The sequence below is a fragment of the Amycolatopsis sp. NPDC101161 genome, assembly GCF_044768185.1.
Lineage (GTDB): Bacteria > Actinomycetota > Actinomycetes > Mycobacteriales > Pseudonocardiaceae > Amycolatopsis.
Genome location: NZ_JBIWPI010000001.1, coordinates 1,252,928 through 1,270,496 on the forward strand (window position 1 = coordinate 1,252,928; position 17,569 = coordinate 1,270,496).

The following is a 17,569-nucleotide window of genomic DNA, read 5'->3' on the forward strand; positions in this document are numbered from 1 at the left end:
GAGACCACCATGGACACTTACGACATCGCCGTCGTCGGCTGCGGACCGGTGGGACTGGCCCTCGCGCGGCTGCTCGGCCTGAAGGGGCTCCGGGTCGCCGCCGTCGACCCGAACCGGATCGTCTGCCAGCATCCCCGGGCGACCCATCTCGACGACGAAACCATGCGCCTCCTGCAGACCTTGGGCGCGGCCGACCTGGAACGGCGGTTCCTGCGCCAGACCGGGTGGACCCTGCACCGCCCGGACGGTGCGCCGTTCCTCGCCTTCGCCCACCCGGCCGACGAATCCGGTCAGGGCTGGCGCACCGACTACCAGTTCCACCAGCCCGACTTCGAATCGCGCCTGCGCGGCCTGCTCGCGAGCGAGGAGAACGTCGACCTCTGGTTCGGCTGGGCGGCCACCGCGCTCGACCAGGACGCCGACGCGGTGACGGTCACGATGACCGAGCGCGGGACGAACCGCGTGACGGCGCTGAAAGCGGCGTACGTCGTGGGCTGCGACGGGGCGAACTCCCTCGTCCGGCAGCTGATGGGCGCCGGGGTCGAGGACCTGCGGGGCACCCAGCGGTCCCTCATCGTCGACATCCACCCGTTCCGGCATCCCGCGGAACTGCCCGCGACGACCGGCTTCATCCTGTGCGAGGGGCGGCGCCCAGTGACGTACGTGCCGATCTTCCCGCCGATGCTGCGGTTCGAGTTCATGCTGCTCGACGGCGACGACGCCGCCGAGCTCGAACGTCCGCAGGCGGTGTACGACGCGCTCGGCCGCTGGATCGAACCGGGCAGCTACCGCATCATGCGCACCGACACCTACGAATGGCACGCCCGGCTCGTGCGCGGCTGGCGCTCGGGCAGGCTGCTGCTCGCCGGCGACGCCGCGCACGAGATGCCCCCGATGCTCGGCCAGGGCATGTGCTCGGGGCTGCGCGACGCGGCGAACCTGGCCTGGAAGCTCGCGGCCGTCGTCCGGGGCACGAGCGCCGACAGCCTGCTCGACACGTACGAAACCGAGCGCTCCCCGCACGTCCGGCCGTACATCGTGGAATCGGCGCGGCAGGCCAACCTCATCGAGTCCTTCGGCATCGGCGACAGCCACCCGGAACCGGCGGAACCCCGGACCCTCGAGCCGCTCCGGCCACCACTGGGCCCCGGACTGGCCGGGCGACCGGCCGGGCTGTGCCCGCAGCCGCGGGCCGCCGACGGCGCGCGGCTCGACGACGTCACCGGCTACCACTTCGCCGTCGTCGGCCGGCACGCGGTGTCGGCCGGCACGGCCGGCCTGTGGCAGCTGCTCGGCGTCGTGACCGTGGCCGAGACCGGGCCGGCTGTCGACGCTTGGCTGGCGGAGAACTCGGCGACCGCGGCGATCATCCGCCCGGACCGCTACGCCTTCGCCCTCGCCGCCGACACGACGGAGCTGGAGACGGCGACGAAGGAGCTGGCACGCGTCCTGCTCAGCCGGGAGGTGGGCTCGTGAAGCCGTACGCCGCCGGGATGAGCTGGGGCGAGGGACCACGCTGGCACGACGGTGCGTTGTGGCTGTCCGACACCCAGGGCAGCAAGCTGTGGACCGACCACGGCGGGCACTGGACCGCCACGGAGCTGGAGTCCCCGTCGAACGGGTTGTGGTTCCTGCCCGACGGCAGGCTCGCTGCCGCCATGATGCACGAGAAGCGCGTCGGAGTCTGGACCGGAGAACGGTTCGCCGCCTACGCGGACCTCAGCGGACTGGCCACCGGCCCGCTCGGGGATCTCGTCGGTGACCGGCACGGGAACCTGTACGTCGACGACGTCGGTTTCGCCCCCGGTGAGCCACCGCGGCCGGGTCGCCTGCTGCGGATCGCCACCGACGGCTCGGCGACCGTGGCCGCCGAGGACGTCGAGTTCCCCAACGGCCTCGCGTTCGCCGACGACGGCCGGACCCTGCTCGTCGCCGAAACCGGCGCGCAGCGGCTGACGGCCTTCACCGTCCGGGCGGACGGGACCCTGCGCGACCGTCGGCGCTACGCCGACATCGCCGGTCTGGTCGGCCGCGACGCCCGCCCGGACGGGATCTGGCCGACCCCGCGCGGGGTGTGGGTGGCCACCACGACCGGGCACGCGGTCGCGCTGGTCCGGGAGAACACGCTGGTCACGACGATCGGCACCGGTGCCGCGTTCCCCACCGCGTGCTGCGGCGACGGCGGGAACAGGCTGTTCGTCACGCTGGCCGACACCGGAGGACGGCCGCTGCTCGAAGCGTTGGCGGCCAAAGCCGTCCAGGCCACCGTCGCGGTCGTCGACCTCGAGGAGGTGCGGTGAACTCGTCGTGGGCCGCGGCCTCAGGGCTGACCGTCCACAAGGGACTTCGCACGCGCTTCGGGGACTCCCAGCATGAGCAGGCTCGTCATCGTCGCGGCGTGGACGCCGAGAGCGCCGTGCGAGAGGTCGTTGTCCGCGATGGCGAACACGGCGGCGAAGGCGACCTCGCTCAGCACGTCCGCGGGCAGGTGCCGGCCGAACGCCCCGCGGTCCTGACCTCGTTCGACGAGATCGGCCAGCGTCCGCTCGACCGGTCCGAGGAGGGAGTGGATCGCCTCTCCGTACTGGCCGCGTCGAAGCACCACCAGCACCCGGTACCGGTGCGCCAACGGCCAGAGGTGGGCGATGAACCCGACCCAGGCCTCGTCGGCCGCTTCGTGGGCCGCGGTGATTTCGGCGAGTACCGCGACGAGCTCGCTCACGGCCCGCTGCGTGAGAGCCAGCACGAGGTCGCTTCGGGAGGGGAAGTGGCCGTAGACGGTCCGCCGGACCACGGCGGCGGCGGAGGCGATGTCGGCCATGCCCGCGTCGGGGTTCTTCCCGAGGACCTCGAGCGCGACGTCGAGAATCCGCTCCCGCGTGTCACTCATGCCGCGCACCTCGAGGTTCCCGTCCGCACCCGCCGATCATTGCACACGGGTGTGCAATCGGGCTAGTCTGCACACCGGTGTGCAATCGGCGCCCGCACCGTGTGACCGGAGTTCAGGAGACCCAGACGATGACCGCACCGTCAGAGCTCGTCCGCCCGTTCCGCGTCGCGATCCCGGAGCCGGAGATCGCGGACCTCGAGCAGCGGCTGGCCCGGACTCGCTGGCCGGATCCGGAAACCGTCCCCGACTGGTCGCAAGGCGTCCGCGTGGAGAACGCCCGGTCGCTCGTCGCGTACTGGGAGCGGGAGTACGACTGGCGCCGGTTCGAGTCGGAGCTCAACCGGTTCCCCCAGTTCCTGACCACGATCGATGGCCTGGACATCCACTTCATCCACGTCAAGTCCCCGAACCCGGGCGCGCTGCCCCTGATCCTGACGCACGGGTGGCCGGGCTCGGTCGCCGAATTCCTGAAGCTGATCGGTCCGCTCACCGACCCGGTCGCGTTCGGCGGCGACGTCGAAGACTCGTTCGACGTCGTCGTCCCGTCCCTGCCCGGGTTCGGGTTCTCCGGGAAGCCGGCCGAAGCCGGCTGGACGGTGTCGCGCATCGCCGCCGCGTGGGTCGAGCTGATGAAGCGTCTCGGTTACGAGAACTGGGTGGCCCAGGGCGGTGATTGGGGTTCGGTCGTGACCACCGCCCTCGGGGCACTGCGGCCCGAGGGCCTGCTCGGGATCCACTTGAACACGCCCTACGCTTTCCCCGCTCGGATACCCGAAACGCTGTCTCCCGAAGAGCGCCACGCCGTGGACGGTCTCGCCCTCTACGCGGGCGAACTCGGTGGCTCGAACCACCTTCAGGGCACGAAGCCGGAGACCGTCGGGTTCGCCCTGGCGGACTCCCCGGCCGGCCAGGCGGCCTGGATCTACGAGAAGTTCCAGTCCAAAACGGACAACCAGGGGCTCGCCGAGGACGCCATCGGCATCGACGACATGCTGGACGTGATATCGCTCTACTGGTTCACCAACAGCGCCGCCTCGTCCGCCCGCATCTACTGGGAGAACCGATCGGCCACCATGGCCGGCCCGAAGCTGAGGCTGCCGGTCGCGGTGACCGTGTTCCCGCGAGACATTCCCCGCTTGCCACGAAGCTGGATCGAAGCCACCTACAGTGATTTGGTCCACTACGGCGAGGCCGGCAAAGGCGGACACTTCGCCGCTCTCGAGCAGCCCGAGATCCTGATCAGCGAAATCCGGGCCGGGATGAGGAGTCTCCGCCGGTAAAAGAACGCAGGCGGCCCCACCCCCTCGCGGGAGCGGGGCCGCCGGTCACGCGATCAGTTGACGTACACCGAATAACCGATGCCACCCGACCTGGTGCCGTCGGCCATGGTGCCCCACACGATGACCGCGTAGGTGCCCCGGTCCGGTGGGGTCCACGTCATCGTCCCCGCACCCGAACCGTCCGCCGGCACGGTGGACTCCGCGGTCACGGCGCCCCGGTCGTCCCGGACGTAGTAGGTGTACGAGACGATGCCCGGCATCCCCGGCGTGAAGGTGAACGTCCCCGGCACACCGGCACCGCCCGACCACTCGCCTTCCGGGTACTCCTTGGACGACACGTACGGCGCGCTCAAGACGGTGAAGTAGTACGTGTTCTCCTGCGAGGACACGTTGTCGGCCGTCACCGTGTGCACCCGCAGGGTGTGGGAAGCCGAGCCGTCCGGGGGCAGCGGGGGCGTCCACGCCAGCACGGCGCGCCCGTTCTGAGCGGCCACCTGCTGGAACGGACCCCAGTCGAACGAGTACTCGAACGCCACCGCGCCCGGCTGGCGGGCATCGAAGGTGAAGGAGCCGGGGAACGCCCGCCCGTTCGCCTGGAACTCCTTCGAGCTCACCGTCGGATCGTTCGTCACCGTCCACGTGAGGTTGTCCGTCGCCGACCACACGCCCGCCGCGTTCTTCGCGCGCGCCACCATCTCGTAGTCGCCGATCTTCGGTGGGGTGAAGGTCGCCTTCGCCGTGTTCCCGCTGACCGGCACGGTCCACCTGGTCGCCGGGTCCGCCGTCAGCCAGTACTCGAACTCGACGGCGTTCGGCATCGGGGTGGTGAACGTGAACGTGGCTGTCTTGCCTTCGGTCCCGATGTCGCCCTCGTAGCCGATCTCCGGTCGCCAGGTGTTGAGCGACAACCGTTTCTCCGCCACCGGCGACAGCCCGCCGGACGCGTCGCGGGCCTGGACCCGCAGCAGGTTCTGGTCGGCCGAGGTGAACTCTACCGGCAGCGCGGTGGCTCCGCCGGCGTTCGCCTTGACCGTCCACTTCGTACTCTCGGCACTGGCGAACCAGTAGTCGTACTCGACGACGGCCGGCATCCTCGGGGTTGCCGTGTACGTGGCCGAGGTGCCCAGGTCGACGTTGTCGGGCCCGCTCACCACCGGTGAGGCATCGACGAAGAAGCGGTACTCCCGTTCCGGCGACGCCACGCCCGAGGCGTCGGTGCTGCGCACGAACAGCACGTGGTCACCGCCGGTGGCCGGCGTGATCGTCACCTCGGCGACGCCGTCCTGGCCGGCCCTGACCGTGGCGGACGCGCCGTCGTCCAGCCGGTAGTCATACGCGACGACGTTCGGCATCCCCGGCGCGAACCGGAACATCCCCGGCACGCCGATGCCGCCGTCCGGACCGCCCTGCGGCGGGTAGCGGTCGGACGTGACCGTCGGCCGCGTCTCCTTGACGATGAACGAGTAGTAGGTGCTGAGCGAGAGGTTGCCCGCCCGGTCCCACGCCCGCACGACCACCGACTGCCAGCCGTTGGCCGTCGGCGTGTAGCTGACGGTGGCCGTGCCGTCGGGGCCCGCGGCGATCTCCCGCGTGTCCGAGCCGAAGTTGTAGTCGTACCGCGCGACGTCGGTAGAACCGTTGGGGGAGAAGGTGAACTGGCCCGCCACGCCGACCCCGCCGCCCTCGGCGTTCGCCGGGTACGTCGCGGAGACGACGGCAGGCGCGTGCGGATCGGTGCGGTCGACGGTGAACCGGCAGGGGCCCGCCGTGGCCGACTTCGCGCCCCAGCTGTCCTGTGCGTAGACCTCCCACGCGTAGGTGCCGTCGGCGAGGTCCGAGGTGTCCGGGTACGCCGCGGCGGGGTTGCCCGACCCGGCACCGGTGTGCCGTTGCGACGGGTCCGCCACCGGCCACCACGCGAACTGCCCGGACGTGAGGTCGCCGTTCGGGTCGGACACCTGCGCGCTCAGCTCCAGCTGGCGGCTGGCGAGGGGTCCGGTGCCGTCCTTGGCGCAGGGTGCGTCGTTGGTGCGGAGGTCGGCCGGCGTCGCGGGCGGCGCGTTGTCGACCACCCGCAGCGTCGGCGGGGCCTCGATCAGCCGGTAGAACGCCGGGTCCGCCTCGTGGGCTTCGGCGACGCGGAAGCCCAGCGTGAGGTGACGCTCCTTGTGGCCGACCGCGTCCCGCACCGCGGTGGTGACGTCGAACGTGGCGTTGTTGTCGATGCAGGTGCCGTCGGCGCCCCTGGACGCCACCCGCGTCCGCTCCGCCGGGCGGTTCTGCCAGGTCGTCTGCTTGGTGTAGGCGGAGGTCCGCCACACCTCGGTGGCGCGGCTGTCGCAGTCGACGTAGTGCGTCTCGCCGGCCGACAGCAGCACCGTCGTGAACGGCTTGCCCCGCAACGAACTCAGGTCGAAGTCCACGTACGAGCGTTGGAGGTGCGGTGTGGTGTCCCACGTGCCGATCGGCAAGCGGTCGGCCGGCTTGAAGTGGGCGGTGGTCGGTTCCGCCGAGTCGACGTAACCCCAGGACGTCGCGGACAGCGTTGCTTCGGAACGCTGTTGAGCAGCGGTTTCCGTCGCGGCCATCGCGCTTTCGGTGACGGTGAGCGGTATGGCGAGCGCGACGGTGAGCAACGTCAGCGATCTTCGTAAGGTCATGCTGGCCCTCCCTGTTGCATGTGAGCACGACGTACACGCCCGAAGGGGAGGATCGGTTGCTCTCTAAGGCGTGCCCGCGCGGAGGCCGGCCAGGACGACGTCGACGATCTTCTCCGCCACCTCGCGGGTGAAGGGGTGGCGTCGCCGGTTGGCGTAGAGGTACACCGGCCCGGACAGCAGTTCGGTGACGAAGTAGCTGTCGACGGGCGGGATCTCGCCCGTCTCGGCGGCGCTGTCGAATCGTTCCCGGACCGCGGCGAGCCGCTGGTCGTGGACAGTTCGGACCGCCTCGTCGAGATCCGCGTTCACGGGAGCCGCGATGGTGGCCTGCATCAGGGCCCGGCCGATCGGGCTCGACAGGCGCTCGGACAACGCCAGCAGGAACTCGACCAGGTCGCGGCGAAGGTCGCCGGAGTCGTGGAGAGGTGCCGAGTCCTCCGCGTACCGCAGCAGCGCGTCGCCGACGAGGTCGGCCCGGTCCGGCCAGTTGCGGTAGACGCTGTTCTTGTTGACGCCGGCGAGTTCGGCGACCTCCTCGTAGCGCAGGCCGGTCACGCCGTTGCGGGCGACGAGCTCCGTGGTCGCCGCGAGGATCCGCGACCGCACGCGAGCGTTGCGACCACCCGGTCGCGCCGCTGGTCGCGCGTCGGTCGTCTCGGCGGGTTCCGCGTTCTCCGGCACGGCTCTGATTTTGGCATCCGCCTCTCGGTGGACAGCGGGGGAGACCGAGGGTAGCTTAAAGAGACAAGTTGTCGCTTTAAGGAGCGCTGAACACGGTGACGGCCGGCGGGATCGAGATCGCCTACGACCAGCGCGATTCCGGAGCGTCGGTCAACCCGCCCGACCCGTACGGCATCCCCGACCTGGCCGCGGACTGCGCCGCGCTGATCAGGGGACTCGGGGACGAACGAGCGCACCTCTTCGGGTCCTCGTTCGGCGGCTTCTGGCCGGACTCCGGTCGATACTGGTCCACCGCTCACCGGAGGCGGACGCGCGGCGGCTGGCCGCGATCCCCGGCTTCGACCTCACCGAGCGCCTGCCCGAGATCACCGCGCCCACCCTGCTCGCCCACCCGGTTCGGCACCAGTCCCCGGCTCATCGCTACCTTTGTGGAGAACGCATGAACATTCTGGTTTCCGGCGCGGGCGTCGCCGGTCTTTCCCTCGGCCGGGACCTCGGGATGCGCGGTCATCGCGTCACGCTCGTCGAGCGGGCCGATCGGCTCCGCGGCAACGGTTCGCCCATCGACGTCCGCGGCGACGCGATCGAGGTCGCCGGGAAGATGGGCATCCTGCCCGCGGTCCGCGACGCGCGTATCCGGATGACCGAGCAGGTGCACTTCGTCGACGAGAACGGCGCGGCCGTCGGCCGGCTGCCCGCCGACATCGGCGATTCCCCCGACGACATCGAGATAGCCCGCGAGGACCTGTCCCGGATCCTGGCCGACGCGCTGCCCGAAACCGTGGACTTGCGGCTGGGCGAGTCGGTGGACTCGCTCGCCGAGCACGGCGACCGGGTGGACGTCGGGTTTGCCTCCGGCACTTCGGAAAGCTTCGATCTCGTCCTCGGTGCCGACGGTGTGCACTCGGCGGTGCGGCGGCTGGTGTTCGGTCCGGAGCGGGACTGGATCCGGCACCTCGGTCTCTACGTCGCCATCGCCGACATGCCCGGCGAAGCCGACGCCGACGCCGAGCGGATCAATCCGATGTACAGTTATCCCGGGCACCTGGCCGGCATCGCCCGGTTCAAGGACAAGGCCATCGGGCTCCTGATGTTCGCCTCGGACCCCCTCGACTACGACTACCGCGACGTCGAAGCGCAGAAGAAGATCCTGTACGACCAGTTCGCCGACTGCCGCTCGTGGAAGGTCCAGGCGATCCTCGACGCGGTGCACGACGATCCCGGCGTCTACTTCGATTCGGTCAGCCAGATCCACCTGCCCACCTGGCACCGGGGCCGGGTCGCGCTCGTGGGCGACGCCGCTCATTGCGCGTCCCCGCTGGCGGGCCGGGGCACGTCCCTGGCGATGACCGGGGCTCAGTTCCTCGCCGAGGAACTCGAGCGATCGGCGGGAGACCACGTCACCGCGTTCCCGCGCTACGAAGCCCGCCAGCGGCCCTATGTCGACTTCGCCCAGGGCACGGTCGAGGGGGGAGGGGCACTTCTCGTGCCACCCACCCATGACGCCATTGTCGCGCGGAACCGGCTGCTCCAGCCCGTCGCGGACGGTCGGTAGCGCGCCGGACCATCGCCTGCGGGCCCGTGGCGGGTTAAGGTGAGCGCCCGACGAGAGGGGAGTGCCTTGGCCGTGTTCAGCCGGGGGTTCCAAGGGCGGCGCGAGCGCGACGCCGGGCTCCCGCCGGGGCAGTACCTCACCGACGACTTCCCCGTCCTCTCGGCGGGGCCGACCCCGCCGGTGACGGCCGGCGACTGGTCGTTCACGGTCACCACGGAAGCCGGCGAGCGGACGTCGTGGAGCTGGGCCGACCTGATGGCGCTGCCCGTCGAGGAACCGACCGTCGACATCCACTGCGTGACCCGCTGGTCGAAGCTCGCCACCACCTGGCGCGGCGTGTCGCTCGACGTGCTGCTGGCCGACGTCGAGACCGCCGCCGACTACGCGATGGTCCACAGTTCCGGCGGCTACACCACGAACCTCCCACTGGAGGACCTGCTCGACGGCAAGGCGTGGATCGCCTACGAGTTCGACGGCGAGCCCCTCGAACCGGTGCACGGCGGCCCCGCGCGGCTGCTCGTGCCGCACCTGTACTTCTGGAAGTCCGCCAAGTGGGTCAGCGGCCTGGAGCTGCTGCCCGACGACGAGCCCGGGTTCTGGGAAGAGCTCGGCTACCACAACTACGGAGACCCGTGGCGGGAACAACGCTACGACGGCGACTAGACCACCGCCGCCGGACCGCCCGGCTCGTCGAGACCCGCGACGAGACGGCCACCGCGCGCACCCTCCGGTTCGCCGTGCCGGGCTGGCCGGGACACCTCGCCGGGCAGCACGTCGACCTCCGGCTCACCGCCGACGACGGCTACACCGCGCAGCGCAGCTACTCGCTGTCCGCGCCCGCCGACGGCGAGTTCGTCGAGGTGACCGTGCAGCTGGTGCCCGGCGGGGAGGTCTCGCCCTACCTCGTGCGCGACATCGAGGTCGGCGACGTCGTCGAGGTGCTCGGCCCGCTCGGCGGCTGGTTCGTGTGGCGGCCGGAGCAGCCGGAGCCGGTGGTGCTGATCGGCGGCGGCTCGGGCGTCGCCCCGCTGATGGCGATGGTGCGCGCCCGCTCGGCGGCCGACCCGCCGTTCCGGCTGCTCTACTCGGCCCGGACCCCGGCCGACGTGTACTTCGCCGGCGAGCTGAGCGGTCCGGGGCGGGTCGTGCTGTACACGCGGGAGGCACCCGGTGGCGTCGAGCGCGCGCCGCACCGGATCGACGCGGCCGACCTGGAGGCGTACGGGCTGCCCGCGGCCGACGAGCCGACGTGCTACGTGTGCGGGCCGACGCCGTTCGTCGAGGCCGTCACCGGTCTGCTGGTCGACGCCGGGCACGATCCCGGCCGCGTGCGCGCGGAGCGGTTCGGAGCGAGCGGAGGGTGAAATGACGGACGCACACATCGACGGGAACGTCCTGGCCGGGCCCCTGAGCAGCGTGTTCACCGCCGACGTCACGAGCGCGACGGCGGTGTGCGCGGGCTGCGGCCGGTCCGATCGCCTCGCCGCGGCGGTGGTGTACGGCGCCCCGATGGGGTACATCGCGCGGTGCCCCGGCTGCGACCAGGTGCTGCTGCGGTACACCGAAGTCCCCGCCGGCGCCACCCTCGACATGCGCGGGATCGCCACGCTGCGGCTGACGACGGGTTGACCGGCGGGGCTCCGTCCAGCTGGAACACCGTCCTACCGGAACACCTCCGGCCGGCTCTTGGCGAAGCTGATCAACCCTCCGGCGTCGAGCATCTCGACCAGGAACGGGTCGGCCGCCGCGCCGCGCACCGTCGTCCCCGTCGTCAAGTTCGTGAACTCGCCGCGGGTGAGGTCCACCCGCACCCGGTCGCCGTCCACCGCGAGGTCGGGGTTGCGGCCGATCTCCAGCGCCGGCAACCCGATCTCGAAGCAGTTGCGGTAGAACGTCCGCGCGAACGTCTCCGCCACGACGCAGCCGATCCCGGTCGCCTGCAGTGCCTTCGTGGCGATCGCGCGTCCCGATGACTGGCCGAAGTGCTTGCCCGCGAACACGATGTCGCCGGGGCGCACCTGCTTCGGGAACTCCGGGTTGAGGTCCTCCAGCACGTGCCGCACCAGCACGTCCATCGGTTCGAACACGTACTGCGTCTTCACGAGCCGGTCGGTCGGGATGTTGTCCCCGAACCGCCAGCAGCGGCCTTCGAACTTCACGCGGTCCTCCCTGCGATCACGCCCGCCACGGCCGACGCGGCGACGGTCTCCGACGACGCCAGGTACATCGACCCGTCGGGACTCCCGTTGCGGCCGGGGAAGTTGCGGGCGTGCGTGGAGATCATCGCCTCGTCCGCGGCCAGCGCACCCATGTTGTACGCCTGGTTCGAGCCCGTGCTCGGCGGGAACCACGTCGCACCCGCCTCGTGCAGCGCGAGCACCAGCCCCTCCCGCGCCGCCTCCGCGAAGACCTCGCGGCTGGAGGGCACGAGGTGGAACCGCACGTCCGGGTGGACCCGGTGCCCGGCCAGCACTTCGGCCGCCGCGCGGAAGTCCTCGAGCCGGCCGCCGCCGTGGCCGCCCAGCTCGGCGTACTGGATCGGCGTGCCCGCGACCTCCGGCACCGGCTTGACGTTGCCGACGGTCGGTGGGCACGCGACCTGTGGGTCCACCTCGCCGACGTCGAAGCGCAGCACCTGCACCGCCTCTTCGCCGTCGCCGCGCACCAGCAGGTCCGGCCCGTCGCCCGGCAGCGTCCGCACGAACGCCTCGGTCACCTCGTCGGGTTCGACGAAGCTGCACTTCGCCCCGAGGTCCACGCACAGCAACGGAAAGAGCCAACGGTCCCAAAAGGACAGTCCGCGCAGGTACGGCCCGCCGAACTCGACGGCCCGGTAGTTCAGCTCGCCCTCGCCGATGCGGCCGACGAGCCACAGCGCGACGTCGCGCGGTGTCACGCCCGGCTTCGGCGTGCCTTCGAGGTGGACCCGGGTCGTCTCGGGCACCTTGAACCAGGCGGTCCCGTACGGCAGCACGGTTCCGGCGTGCGAGTCGTTGCCCAGCGCCACGGCGAGCGCGCCAAGCGTCCCGTGCACGGGCGTGTGGCTGTCGGAGCCGACCACGATCATGCCCGGCTTGATGTGTCCTTTCCGGACGACCGCGTGGTGCAGGTTGCCGTTGCCGCAGTCGTACAGCGTGAGGCCGTGCTTGCGCGCCCACTCCCGGTTGTGCCGCAGCACGTCGGCCTGCTGCTCGGTGGGCGGGGCGAAGTGGTGGTCGAACACCAGCACGGCCCGCTCGGGATCGGGAATGGGCGCGTTGACGCGCTTCTCGTACACCTGCGACGTCAAGTACCCGGAGAGGTCGTGCATGATCAGCCGGTCGACCTTCGCGACGACGATCTCGCCGGGCTCCACCGACTCGCGGCCGCTCGCGCGGGCGAGGATCTTTTCGACGAGGTTCACGCGACCACCGCCGTCGCCACGATCTCACGCGGGTCGGTGATGACCCCGCGGATCGCCGAGGCCGCGGCCGTCGCCGGGCTCGACAGGAAGATCTTCGAGTCGTAGCTGCCCATGCGGCCCTGGAAGTTGCGGTTGGCCGTCGACAGCGTGGTCTCGCCGTCGGCCATCGCGCCGCCGTTGCCCGCGCACGCGCCGCAGCCCGGGTTCGTGATCATCGCGCCGGCGTCGATGAGCTTCGTGAGTACGCCGTTCTCCGCCGCCTTCGCCATGATCTTCGCCGACGCGGGGGTCACGATGAGCCGCAGGCCCGGCGCGACGCGGTGGCCGGCGAGCACGTCGGCCGCGATCACGAGGTCGTCGTACTTGGCGTTGGCGCACGAGCCGATGAACACCTGGTCGAGCTTGGTCCCGGCGACGTCGCCGACGCCGACGACGTTGTCGACGGTGTGCGGCACGGCGATCTGCGGCGCCAGCGCCGGCCCGTCGAGGCGCACGGTGGCGCGGTAGGTCGCGCCTTCGTCCGGCAGCAGGATGTCCAGCTCGTCGCGCGGCACCCCGGCCTCGTCGAGGTAGGCGAGCGTGGTGGCGTCCGGGGCCACGTAGGCGTTCTTGGCGCCCATCTCCATGGCCAGGTTGCAGAACGTCATGCGTTCCGACACGGACATGCCTTCGACGTAGGAGCCGGAGAACTCGGCCGACTCGTAGGTCAGCCCGTCGGCGCCGAGGTCGCCGATGAGCTTGAGCATGACGTCCTTGGCGTACACGCCGGGCGCGAGGTCGCCGTCGATGACCACGCGGACCGACTCGGGCACCTTGACCCACAGCTTGCCGGTGACCCACGCGGCGGTGATCTCGCTGAACCCGACGCCGGTGCCGAAGGCGCCCAGCGCGCCGTAGATCGTGGAGTGCGAGTCGGTGCCGATGATGAACTGGCCGGGCCGCACGAGCCCGTGCTCCATGAGCACGATGTGCGCGATCCCGCTGTTGACGTCGAAGAAGTTCTTCACGCCCATCTTCTTCGCGAATTCGCGGCACAGCGCGTGGTCGGCGGCCGTCTTCGCGTTCATGGCGGGGGAGAGGTGGTCCATCACCATCGCCACGCGGTCGACGTCGAAGAGCCGCTCGACGCCCATCTTCTCCAGCGTCCGGATGCACCGCCAGCTCGCGGTGTGGCTCATGTACAGGTCCGGGTACGCGTCGACGATCCGCCCGGGCGCGAGGTCCGCGACCCCGGACGCGCGTTCGATCGCCTTCTGCGCGAAGGTCTTGCCGGTCATTTCGTTCCTCCCGCGGCGAAGCTCGCCATCAGGTGCGGGATCAGGCCGCCGTCGGCCATGATCTCCCGCAGCACCGGCGGGTACGGGCTGAACGGGAAGGTCTGCCCGCCCGTTTCGACCGTGCCCGCGTCGTAGTCGACCCACAGTTCGGCGCCGTCGGCGGCCGCTTCCGCCGCGGCGGGCGATTCGACCGCGACGAGCCCGGTGTTGATCGCGTTGCGGAAGAACACGCGGGAGAAGGAGGCCGCGACGACCGCCTTGATCCCCGCGCCGATCAGGCACGTGGCCGCTTGCTCTCGCGCGCTGCCGCAGCCGAAGTTGCGCCCGGCGACGACGACGTCGCTGGCCCGCAACCGTTGGTGTGTTTCCGGCCCCAGCGGCTCGAAAGCGTGCTCGGCGAGTTCCGCCGGGTCGATGCTGACGAGGTAGCGGCCGGGGATGATGACGTCGGTGTTCACGTTGTCGCCGAAGGTGATGACCTTGCCCCCGACTCGATGTGCACTGCCCATGGTTTGCGTCTCCGCTCGAAGGTCCGGTGGTGGCCGCGCGCCCGGTCAGGGGCTGGTCTCCTCCAGGAACCAGTCGGTCGGCACGGTGTTGCCGAGGTCGCGCTGCTCGGCCAGCGCGAGCGCCCGCGCGCAGACCGCGGCGAACTGGATGCCCATGCCGGTGTTGTTGGCGAACACGGTGATGTCGTCGGGGCTCGTGCGACCCGGCGCGTCGCCGAGCAGCAGGTCACCCAGTTCCCGGATGTCGTCCCACCGCATGAGGCCGCGCTCGACGGGCCCGAGGATGTCGTACTGCTTGTCGTGGTGCACCTGCTCGCGCGAGAGCACGGTGATGCGCGCCGCGCGGTCGAACGTCGTGTCGTCGAGCTCGCGCCGGGTGGCCGTGCCGTCCGGCGAGGTGATCGCCGTGACGTGCGTCCCGGGGTCGAGCCACGCGCCGTCGAAGCACGGCTCCATGGCCGCGGTGGCGCACGTGACGATCTGGCAGCCCGCCACGGCGTCACGCCGCTCGTCGACGGCCACGATCTTGCGGCCGGTCTTTTCGCTCCACACGCGCGCGAACTCCTCGCGGTGCTCGGCCGTCGGGCTGTAGACGCGCACTTCTTCGATACCCGGCCGCACCATGAGCAGGCACTCGAGGTGGGCCTCGGCCTGCCAGCCGGAGCCGAACATCCCGGCGACGGTCGCGTCCGGGTTCGCCAGCTCGCGGATGCCGAGCGCGGACGTGGCGCCGACGCGCATCTTCTGGATGAAGCTGTCGTGCATGATCGCCAGTGGTTCCAGGGTGGTCAGGCTGTAGAGCGTGACGAGCCCGACGTACCGTCCGCCGGGCGCGGCCGGGATGAGCCGCCGCCGCTGCACGCCGCTCGGCAGCGTCTCGACGCCGGCGATGTCGGAGGTGATCCGCAGCGCCCACACGCCGCTGGAGACGTTGCCGCCTTCCTGGGACTTGAACCGGAAGCGGAAGCCGGGGTGGCGGCTGTCTTCGACCGGGAAGTACGTGTGGTTGCGCGGCCGGTTGGCGCCCTGGCCGGACGAAAGCTCCTTGTACGCGGTTTCCAGCGCGTCGAGCGTTTCACCGGCGGTCAGCACCTGCTCGATGTCGCCGTTGGAAAGGATCCTCACCGTCGCGCTCCTGTCAGGTGTTCGGGTTCGCCGTCGGTGACGCGAACGGTTTCGGCCACGGCCGCGCTGCCGCCGTCGGCGAACGCGACCTCCACGGACACCGCGCCCGCCTCGCCGTCGGCCAGCACGGTTGCGGGCTCCTGGGCGCGGAATTCGCCCGCGGTGGACAGGTCCGCCTGGTTGACCCAGCGGACCTCGGTTTTCGCGCCTTCGGGCAGCTTCGCCAGCGCGGGGGCGGCGGCCTCGGCGAGGGCGCCGACGGTGGTGCCGGACCGGGCCGCGGCGATCGCCCTCGCGAGGGCATCCTTCAGGGCGTCAGGCCAGCCGCCGTCGTCGAGCACCCGGCTGGCGTGCACCCAGTTCATCCGGTACTGACCGGTGACGGCGAAGGACGTCACACCGTCCGAAGTGGACAGGGAGAGCGGGTACAAGTCGAGGAAACCGCCGCCACGCAAAGCACGTTCGACGGTCTCGACGCGGCTGCCCGCGGTGTTGCCCGCGACCGTCGCCTTCGCCGCGGCGTCGTCCAGGATCCGGCCGGCCGCGCGCAGCAGCTCGATCTCGGCCGCGGACGGCACCAGCCGCTGCTCGCGCACCAGCCCGCCGAGACGGCGGACCTCCCAGCCGGGTGCGGCGTCGACGATCTCACCGGCCACCTGGGCGGGCCACAGCGCGGCGTCGACCAAGCCGATAGTCCCGTTTTCCCGGCCCTGCACGTACTTCGCGACGAGGTCGGCGAAGTTCTTGCCGCTGCCGAACTCCGTGACCGTCGACGACCGCCGCATCCAGTTCTGCACGCGCAGCGAAAGCTTCGTCAGGAACGTGACGGGCCCCTCGGCGGGAATCGCGAGCACGCCTTCGTTCCAGTAGAGGCACAGGTTGGTCAGGTAGGCGAGGTCGTCCGACCGGGACACGTCGGCGTAGACGAGGGCGACGTCGACGCCCTCGGCGGCCATGGCCCGCTGCAGTGCGGCCACGCGGTCGTGCCACTCCCGGTCGGGGACTTCCGCGGGATCGAGTACGTGCAACCCTCGTTTCACGCCACGGCTCCTGTCTCGAACAGCTTGCGTTCGGTCGTGATCAGCACTTCGCAGCCGTCGGCGGTCACGCGCACCGGGTCGCCGAGCACGTGGTAGCCGGCCAGCGGCGTGTAGGTGTTGGGGTGGATGATGAACACGGAGTTCTCGGGGAGCACCGTGTGGTTGCCCTCGATGATCGGCGTCTCGTCGAGGTGCAGGCCGTGGCCGTGGCCGCGCACGCGGGTGTACTCGCTCGTGCAGTACTCGCCGTAGCCGTACTTGCGGAACACGTCGTTCTGCGCCACGGCGACCTCGTGCGCGGTGATGCCCGGCCGCACCACGGAAATGCCCGCTTCGACAGCCTCGTTGAAGAGGTCGAACGACTTGCGCTGCCCGTCATCCGCCGCGCCGACCACGGCGGAGCGGCAGATCTGCAGCCAGTAGCCGTCCATTTTGGGCGTCAGCTCGGTGCGCACCAGATCGCCGGCTTCGAGCCGCCGGTCGCCGGGCGGGGTCATGCCGCGGACCTCGTCGCGGCCCGACGCGATGAGCATGAAGTTGTCCTCGGCGCCGAGGTTCTTCAGCCGGGCCTCGACCTCGGCGACGATCCGGTACTCCGGCAGCCCGGGCTCGAGCACGTCGACGAACGCTTCCCAGCCCGCGGCGCACACCGCGGCGCTGCGCCGCATCCGGGTCAGCTCCCACTCGCTCTTCACGAGCCGGGCCGTGTCGAGCAGCTTCGTCGCCGAGACGACTTCGGCGCCCGGCGCCGCGGCGCGGATCGTCTCCATGAGCACGAGCGGCACGAGCTCGTGGAGCGCGATCCCGATGCGCCGCGGCGCCAGCTCCTTCAGGACCACGCCCAAGTCCGCGGGGTTCGCCGGGTCGAGGCGGCGGGCTTCGCCGACCCAGCCTTGCGAGGTGAACGCCGTGAGGTCCGACGGCCGGGTCGAGAAGGCGACGGCGTCGCCCTCGGCCGGGAAGACGACGAGCGCGGCGCTGCCGGCCGGGGTCACGTCGGTGAAGTAGCGGATGTTCTCGCGCCGCCAGGCCGGGCCGTAGGCGAGCACGACGTCGAGGCCCTGCTCGGCCATCGCGTCGCGGACCTTGCGCTGCCGCAGCCGCAGCTCCGCCTGGTCGGCGTGGTCGATCGTCATCGTTCCTCCACGG

General features: G+C 71.0%; 18 protein-coding genes. 7 read left to right on the forward strand and 11 right to left on the reverse strand.

The window, feature by feature from the left end; translation table 11 throughout:
• Positions 1–9: 9 nt before the first annotated feature.
• Both ACIRSS_RS06205 and ACIRSS_RS06210 read left to right on the forward strand, forming a co-directional pair.
• Positions 10–1,476, forward strand: coding sequence for a bifunctional 3-(3-hydroxy-phenyl)propionate/3-hydroxycinnamic acid hydroxylase (locus ACIRSS_RS06205; RefSeq protein ID WP_400891188.1), 1,467 nt, complete (start codon positions 10–12; stop codon positions 1,474–1,476).
• Complete coding sequence (locus tag ACIRSS_RS06210) at positions 1,473–2,300, forward strand: SMP-30/gluconolactonase/LRE family protein (RefSeq protein WP_400891191.1); 828 nt, start codon at positions 1,473–1,475, stop codon at positions 2,298–2,300. The genes ACIRSS_RS06205 and ACIRSS_RS06210 overlap by 4 nt, the downstream gene beginning before the upstream one ends.
• Positions 2,301–2,320: 20 nt before the next feature.
• Here the strand turns inward: ACIRSS_RS06210 and ACIRSS_RS06215 are convergent, their stop codons facing one another.
• The gene (locus tag ACIRSS_RS06215; protein WP_400891193.1) at positions 2,321–2,890 is read right to left on the reverse strand and encodes a TetR/AcrR family transcriptional regulator; all 570 of its coding nucleotides are present in this window, start codon (positions 2,888–2,890) and stop codon (positions 2,321–2,323) included.
• A 128-nt stretch (positions 2,891–3,018) separates the two neighbouring features.
• Between ACIRSS_RS06215 and ACIRSS_RS06220 the strand changes: the two genes are divergently transcribed.
• Complete coding sequence (locus ACIRSS_RS06220) at positions 3,019–4,170, forward strand: epoxide hydrolase family protein (protein WP_400891196.1); 1,152 nt, start codon at positions 3,019–3,021, stop codon at positions 4,168–4,170.
• Positions 4,171–4,223: 53 nt separating this feature from the next.
• Here ACIRSS_RS06220 and ACIRSS_RS06225 read toward each other — a convergent pair whose 3' ends face one another.
• The 3 genes from ACIRSS_RS06225 to ACIRSS_RS06235 all read right to left on the reverse strand — a co-directional run bounded on the left by ACIRSS_RS06225 (position 4,224) and on the right by ACIRSS_RS06235 (position 7,929).
• Positions 4,224–6,830 (reverse strand): hypothetical protein, encoded by a 2,607-nt coding sequence (locus tag ACIRSS_RS06225; protein ID WP_400891198.1) that lies wholly within the window; start codon positions 6,828–6,830, stop codon positions 4,224–4,226.
• Positions 6,831–6,893: 63 nt separating this feature from the next.
• Positions 6,894–7,511: a TetR/AcrR family transcriptional regulator gene (locus ACIRSS_RS06230; RefSeq protein WP_400891200.1), complete on the reverse strand. Its 618-nt coding sequence runs from the start codon at positions 7,509–7,511 to the stop codon at positions 6,894–6,896.
• 295 nt (positions 7,512–7,806) lie between these two features.
• Positions 7,807–7,929, reverse strand: coding sequence for a hypothetical protein (locus tag ACIRSS_RS06235; protein ID WP_400891202.1), 123 nt, complete (start codon positions 7,927–7,929; stop codon positions 7,807–7,809).
• Positions 7,930–7,950: 21 nt separating this feature from the next.
• Between ACIRSS_RS06235 and ACIRSS_RS06240 the strand changes: the two genes are divergently transcribed.
• The 4 genes from ACIRSS_RS06240 (at position 7,951) to ACIRSS_RS06255 (ending at position 10,695) form a co-directional block, all read left to right on the forward strand.
• Complete coding sequence (locus ACIRSS_RS06240) at positions 7,951–9,066, forward strand: FAD-dependent monooxygenase (protein WP_400891204.1); 1,116 nt, start codon at positions 7,951–7,953, stop codon at positions 9,064–9,066.
• A 66-nt stretch (positions 9,067–9,132) separates the two neighbouring features.
• Complete coding sequence (locus ACIRSS_RS06245; RefSeq protein ID WP_400891207.1) at positions 9,133–9,729, forward strand: sulfite oxidase-like oxidoreductase; 597 nt, start codon at positions 9,133–9,135, stop codon at positions 9,727–9,729.
• Positions 9,699–10,430, forward strand: coding sequence for a ferredoxin reductase (locus ACIRSS_RS06250; RefSeq protein ID WP_400891209.1), 732 nt, complete (start codon positions 9,699–9,701; stop codon positions 10,428–10,430). The genes ACIRSS_RS06245 and ACIRSS_RS06250 overlap by 31 nt, the downstream gene beginning before the upstream one ends.
• Before the next feature lies 1 nt (position 10,431).
• Positions 10,432–10,695: a DUF6510 family protein gene (locus tag ACIRSS_RS06255; protein ID WP_400891211.1), complete on the forward strand. Its 264-nt coding sequence runs from the start codon at positions 10,432–10,434 to the stop codon at positions 10,693–10,695.
• Positions 10,696–10,727: 32 nt separating this feature from the next.
• Here the strand turns inward: ACIRSS_RS06255 and ACIRSS_RS06260 are convergent, their stop codons facing one another.
• Genes ACIRSS_RS06260 through ACIRSS_RS06290 form a run of 7 tightly spaced genes read right to left on the reverse strand, consistent with a single transcriptional unit; the run spans position 10,728 to position 17,556 of the window.
• A complete protein-coding gene (locus tag ACIRSS_RS06260) occupies positions 10,728–11,225 on the reverse strand; it encodes a 3-isopropylmalate dehydratase (RefSeq protein ID WP_400891213.1) in 498 nt (165 codons plus the stop codon).
• Positions 11,222–12,469: an aconitase family protein gene (locus ACIRSS_RS06265; protein ID WP_400891215.1), complete on the reverse strand. Its 1,248-nt coding sequence runs from the start codon at positions 12,467–12,469 to the stop codon at positions 11,222–11,224. The genes ACIRSS_RS06260 and ACIRSS_RS06265 overlap by 4 nt, the downstream gene beginning before the upstream one ends.
• Positions 12,466–13,746 (reverse strand): aconitase/3-isopropylmalate dehydratase large subunit family protein, encoded by a 1,281-nt coding sequence (locus ACIRSS_RS06270; RefSeq protein ID WP_400891218.1) that lies wholly within the window; start codon positions 13,744–13,746, stop codon positions 12,466–12,468. The genes ACIRSS_RS06265 and ACIRSS_RS06270 overlap by 4 nt, the downstream gene beginning before the upstream one ends.
• Positions 13,743–14,255, reverse strand: coding sequence for a 3-isopropylmalate dehydratase (locus ACIRSS_RS06275; RefSeq protein WP_400891220.1), 513 nt, complete (start codon positions 14,253–14,255; stop codon positions 13,743–13,745). Before ACIRSS_RS06275 ends, ACIRSS_RS06270 begins: the two co-directional genes overlap by 4 nt.
• A gap of 45 nt (positions 14,256–14,300) precedes the next feature.
• Positions 14,301–15,380, reverse strand: a complete 1,080-nt coding sequence (locus ACIRSS_RS06280) for an ornithine cyclodeaminase family protein (protein WP_400891223.1) — start codon at positions 15,378–15,380, stop codon at positions 14,301–14,303.
• Positions 15,377–16,420 (reverse strand): aminopeptidase P family N-terminal domain-containing protein, encoded by a 1,044-nt coding sequence (locus ACIRSS_RS06285; protein WP_400891226.1) that lies wholly within the window; start codon positions 16,418–16,420, stop codon positions 15,377–15,379. Before ACIRSS_RS06285 ends, ACIRSS_RS06280 begins: the two co-directional genes overlap by 4 nt.
• Positions 16,417–17,556: a M24 family metallopeptidase gene (locus tag ACIRSS_RS06290; RefSeq protein WP_400891228.1), complete on the reverse strand. Its 1,140-nt coding sequence runs from the start codon at positions 17,554–17,556 to the stop codon at positions 16,417–16,419. Before ACIRSS_RS06290 ends, ACIRSS_RS06285 begins: the two co-directional genes overlap by 4 nt.
• Between the last annotated feature and the right edge of the window lie 13 nt (positions 17,557–17,569).

Coding starts and splice junctions, on each gene's coding strand:
- ACIRSS_RS06205 (WP_400891188.1), top strand. CDS start 10: ATGGACACTTACGACATCGCCGTCGTCGGCTGCGGACCGGTGGGACTG.
- ACIRSS_RS06215 (WP_400891193.1), bottom strand. CDS start 2,890: ATGAGTGACACGCGGGAGCGGATTCTCGACGTCGCGCTCGAGGTCCTC.
- ACIRSS_RS06220 (WP_400891196.1), top strand. CDS start 3,019: ATGACCGCACCGTCAGAGCTCGTCCGCCCGTTCCGCGTCGCGATCCCG.
- ACIRSS_RS06225 (WP_400891198.1), bottom strand. CDS start 6,830: ATGACCTTACGAAGATCGCTGACGTTGCTCACCGTCGCGCTCGCCATA.
- ACIRSS_RS06235 (WP_400891202.1), bottom strand. CDS start 7,929: ATGAGCCGGGGACTGGTGCCGAACCGGGTGGGCGAGCAGGGTGGGCGC.
- ACIRSS_RS06240 (WP_400891204.1), top strand. CDS start 7,951: ATGAACATTCTGGTTTCCGGCGCGGGCGTCGCCGGTCTTTCCCTCGGC.
- ACIRSS_RS06255 (WP_400891211.1), top strand. CDS start 10,432: ATGACGGACGCACACATCGACGGGAACGTCCTGGCCGGGCCCCTGAGC.
- ACIRSS_RS06270 (WP_400891218.1), bottom strand. CDS start 13,746: ATGACCGGCAAGACCTTCGCGCAGAAGGCGATCGAACGCGCGTCCGGG.
- ACIRSS_RS06275 (WP_400891220.1), bottom strand. CDS start 14,255: ATGGGCAGTGCACATCGAGTCGGGGGCAAGGTCATCACCTTCGGCGAC.
- ACIRSS_RS06290 (WP_400891228.1), bottom strand. CDS start 17,556: ATGACGATCGACCACGCCGACCAGGCGGAGCTGCGGCTGCGGCAGCGC.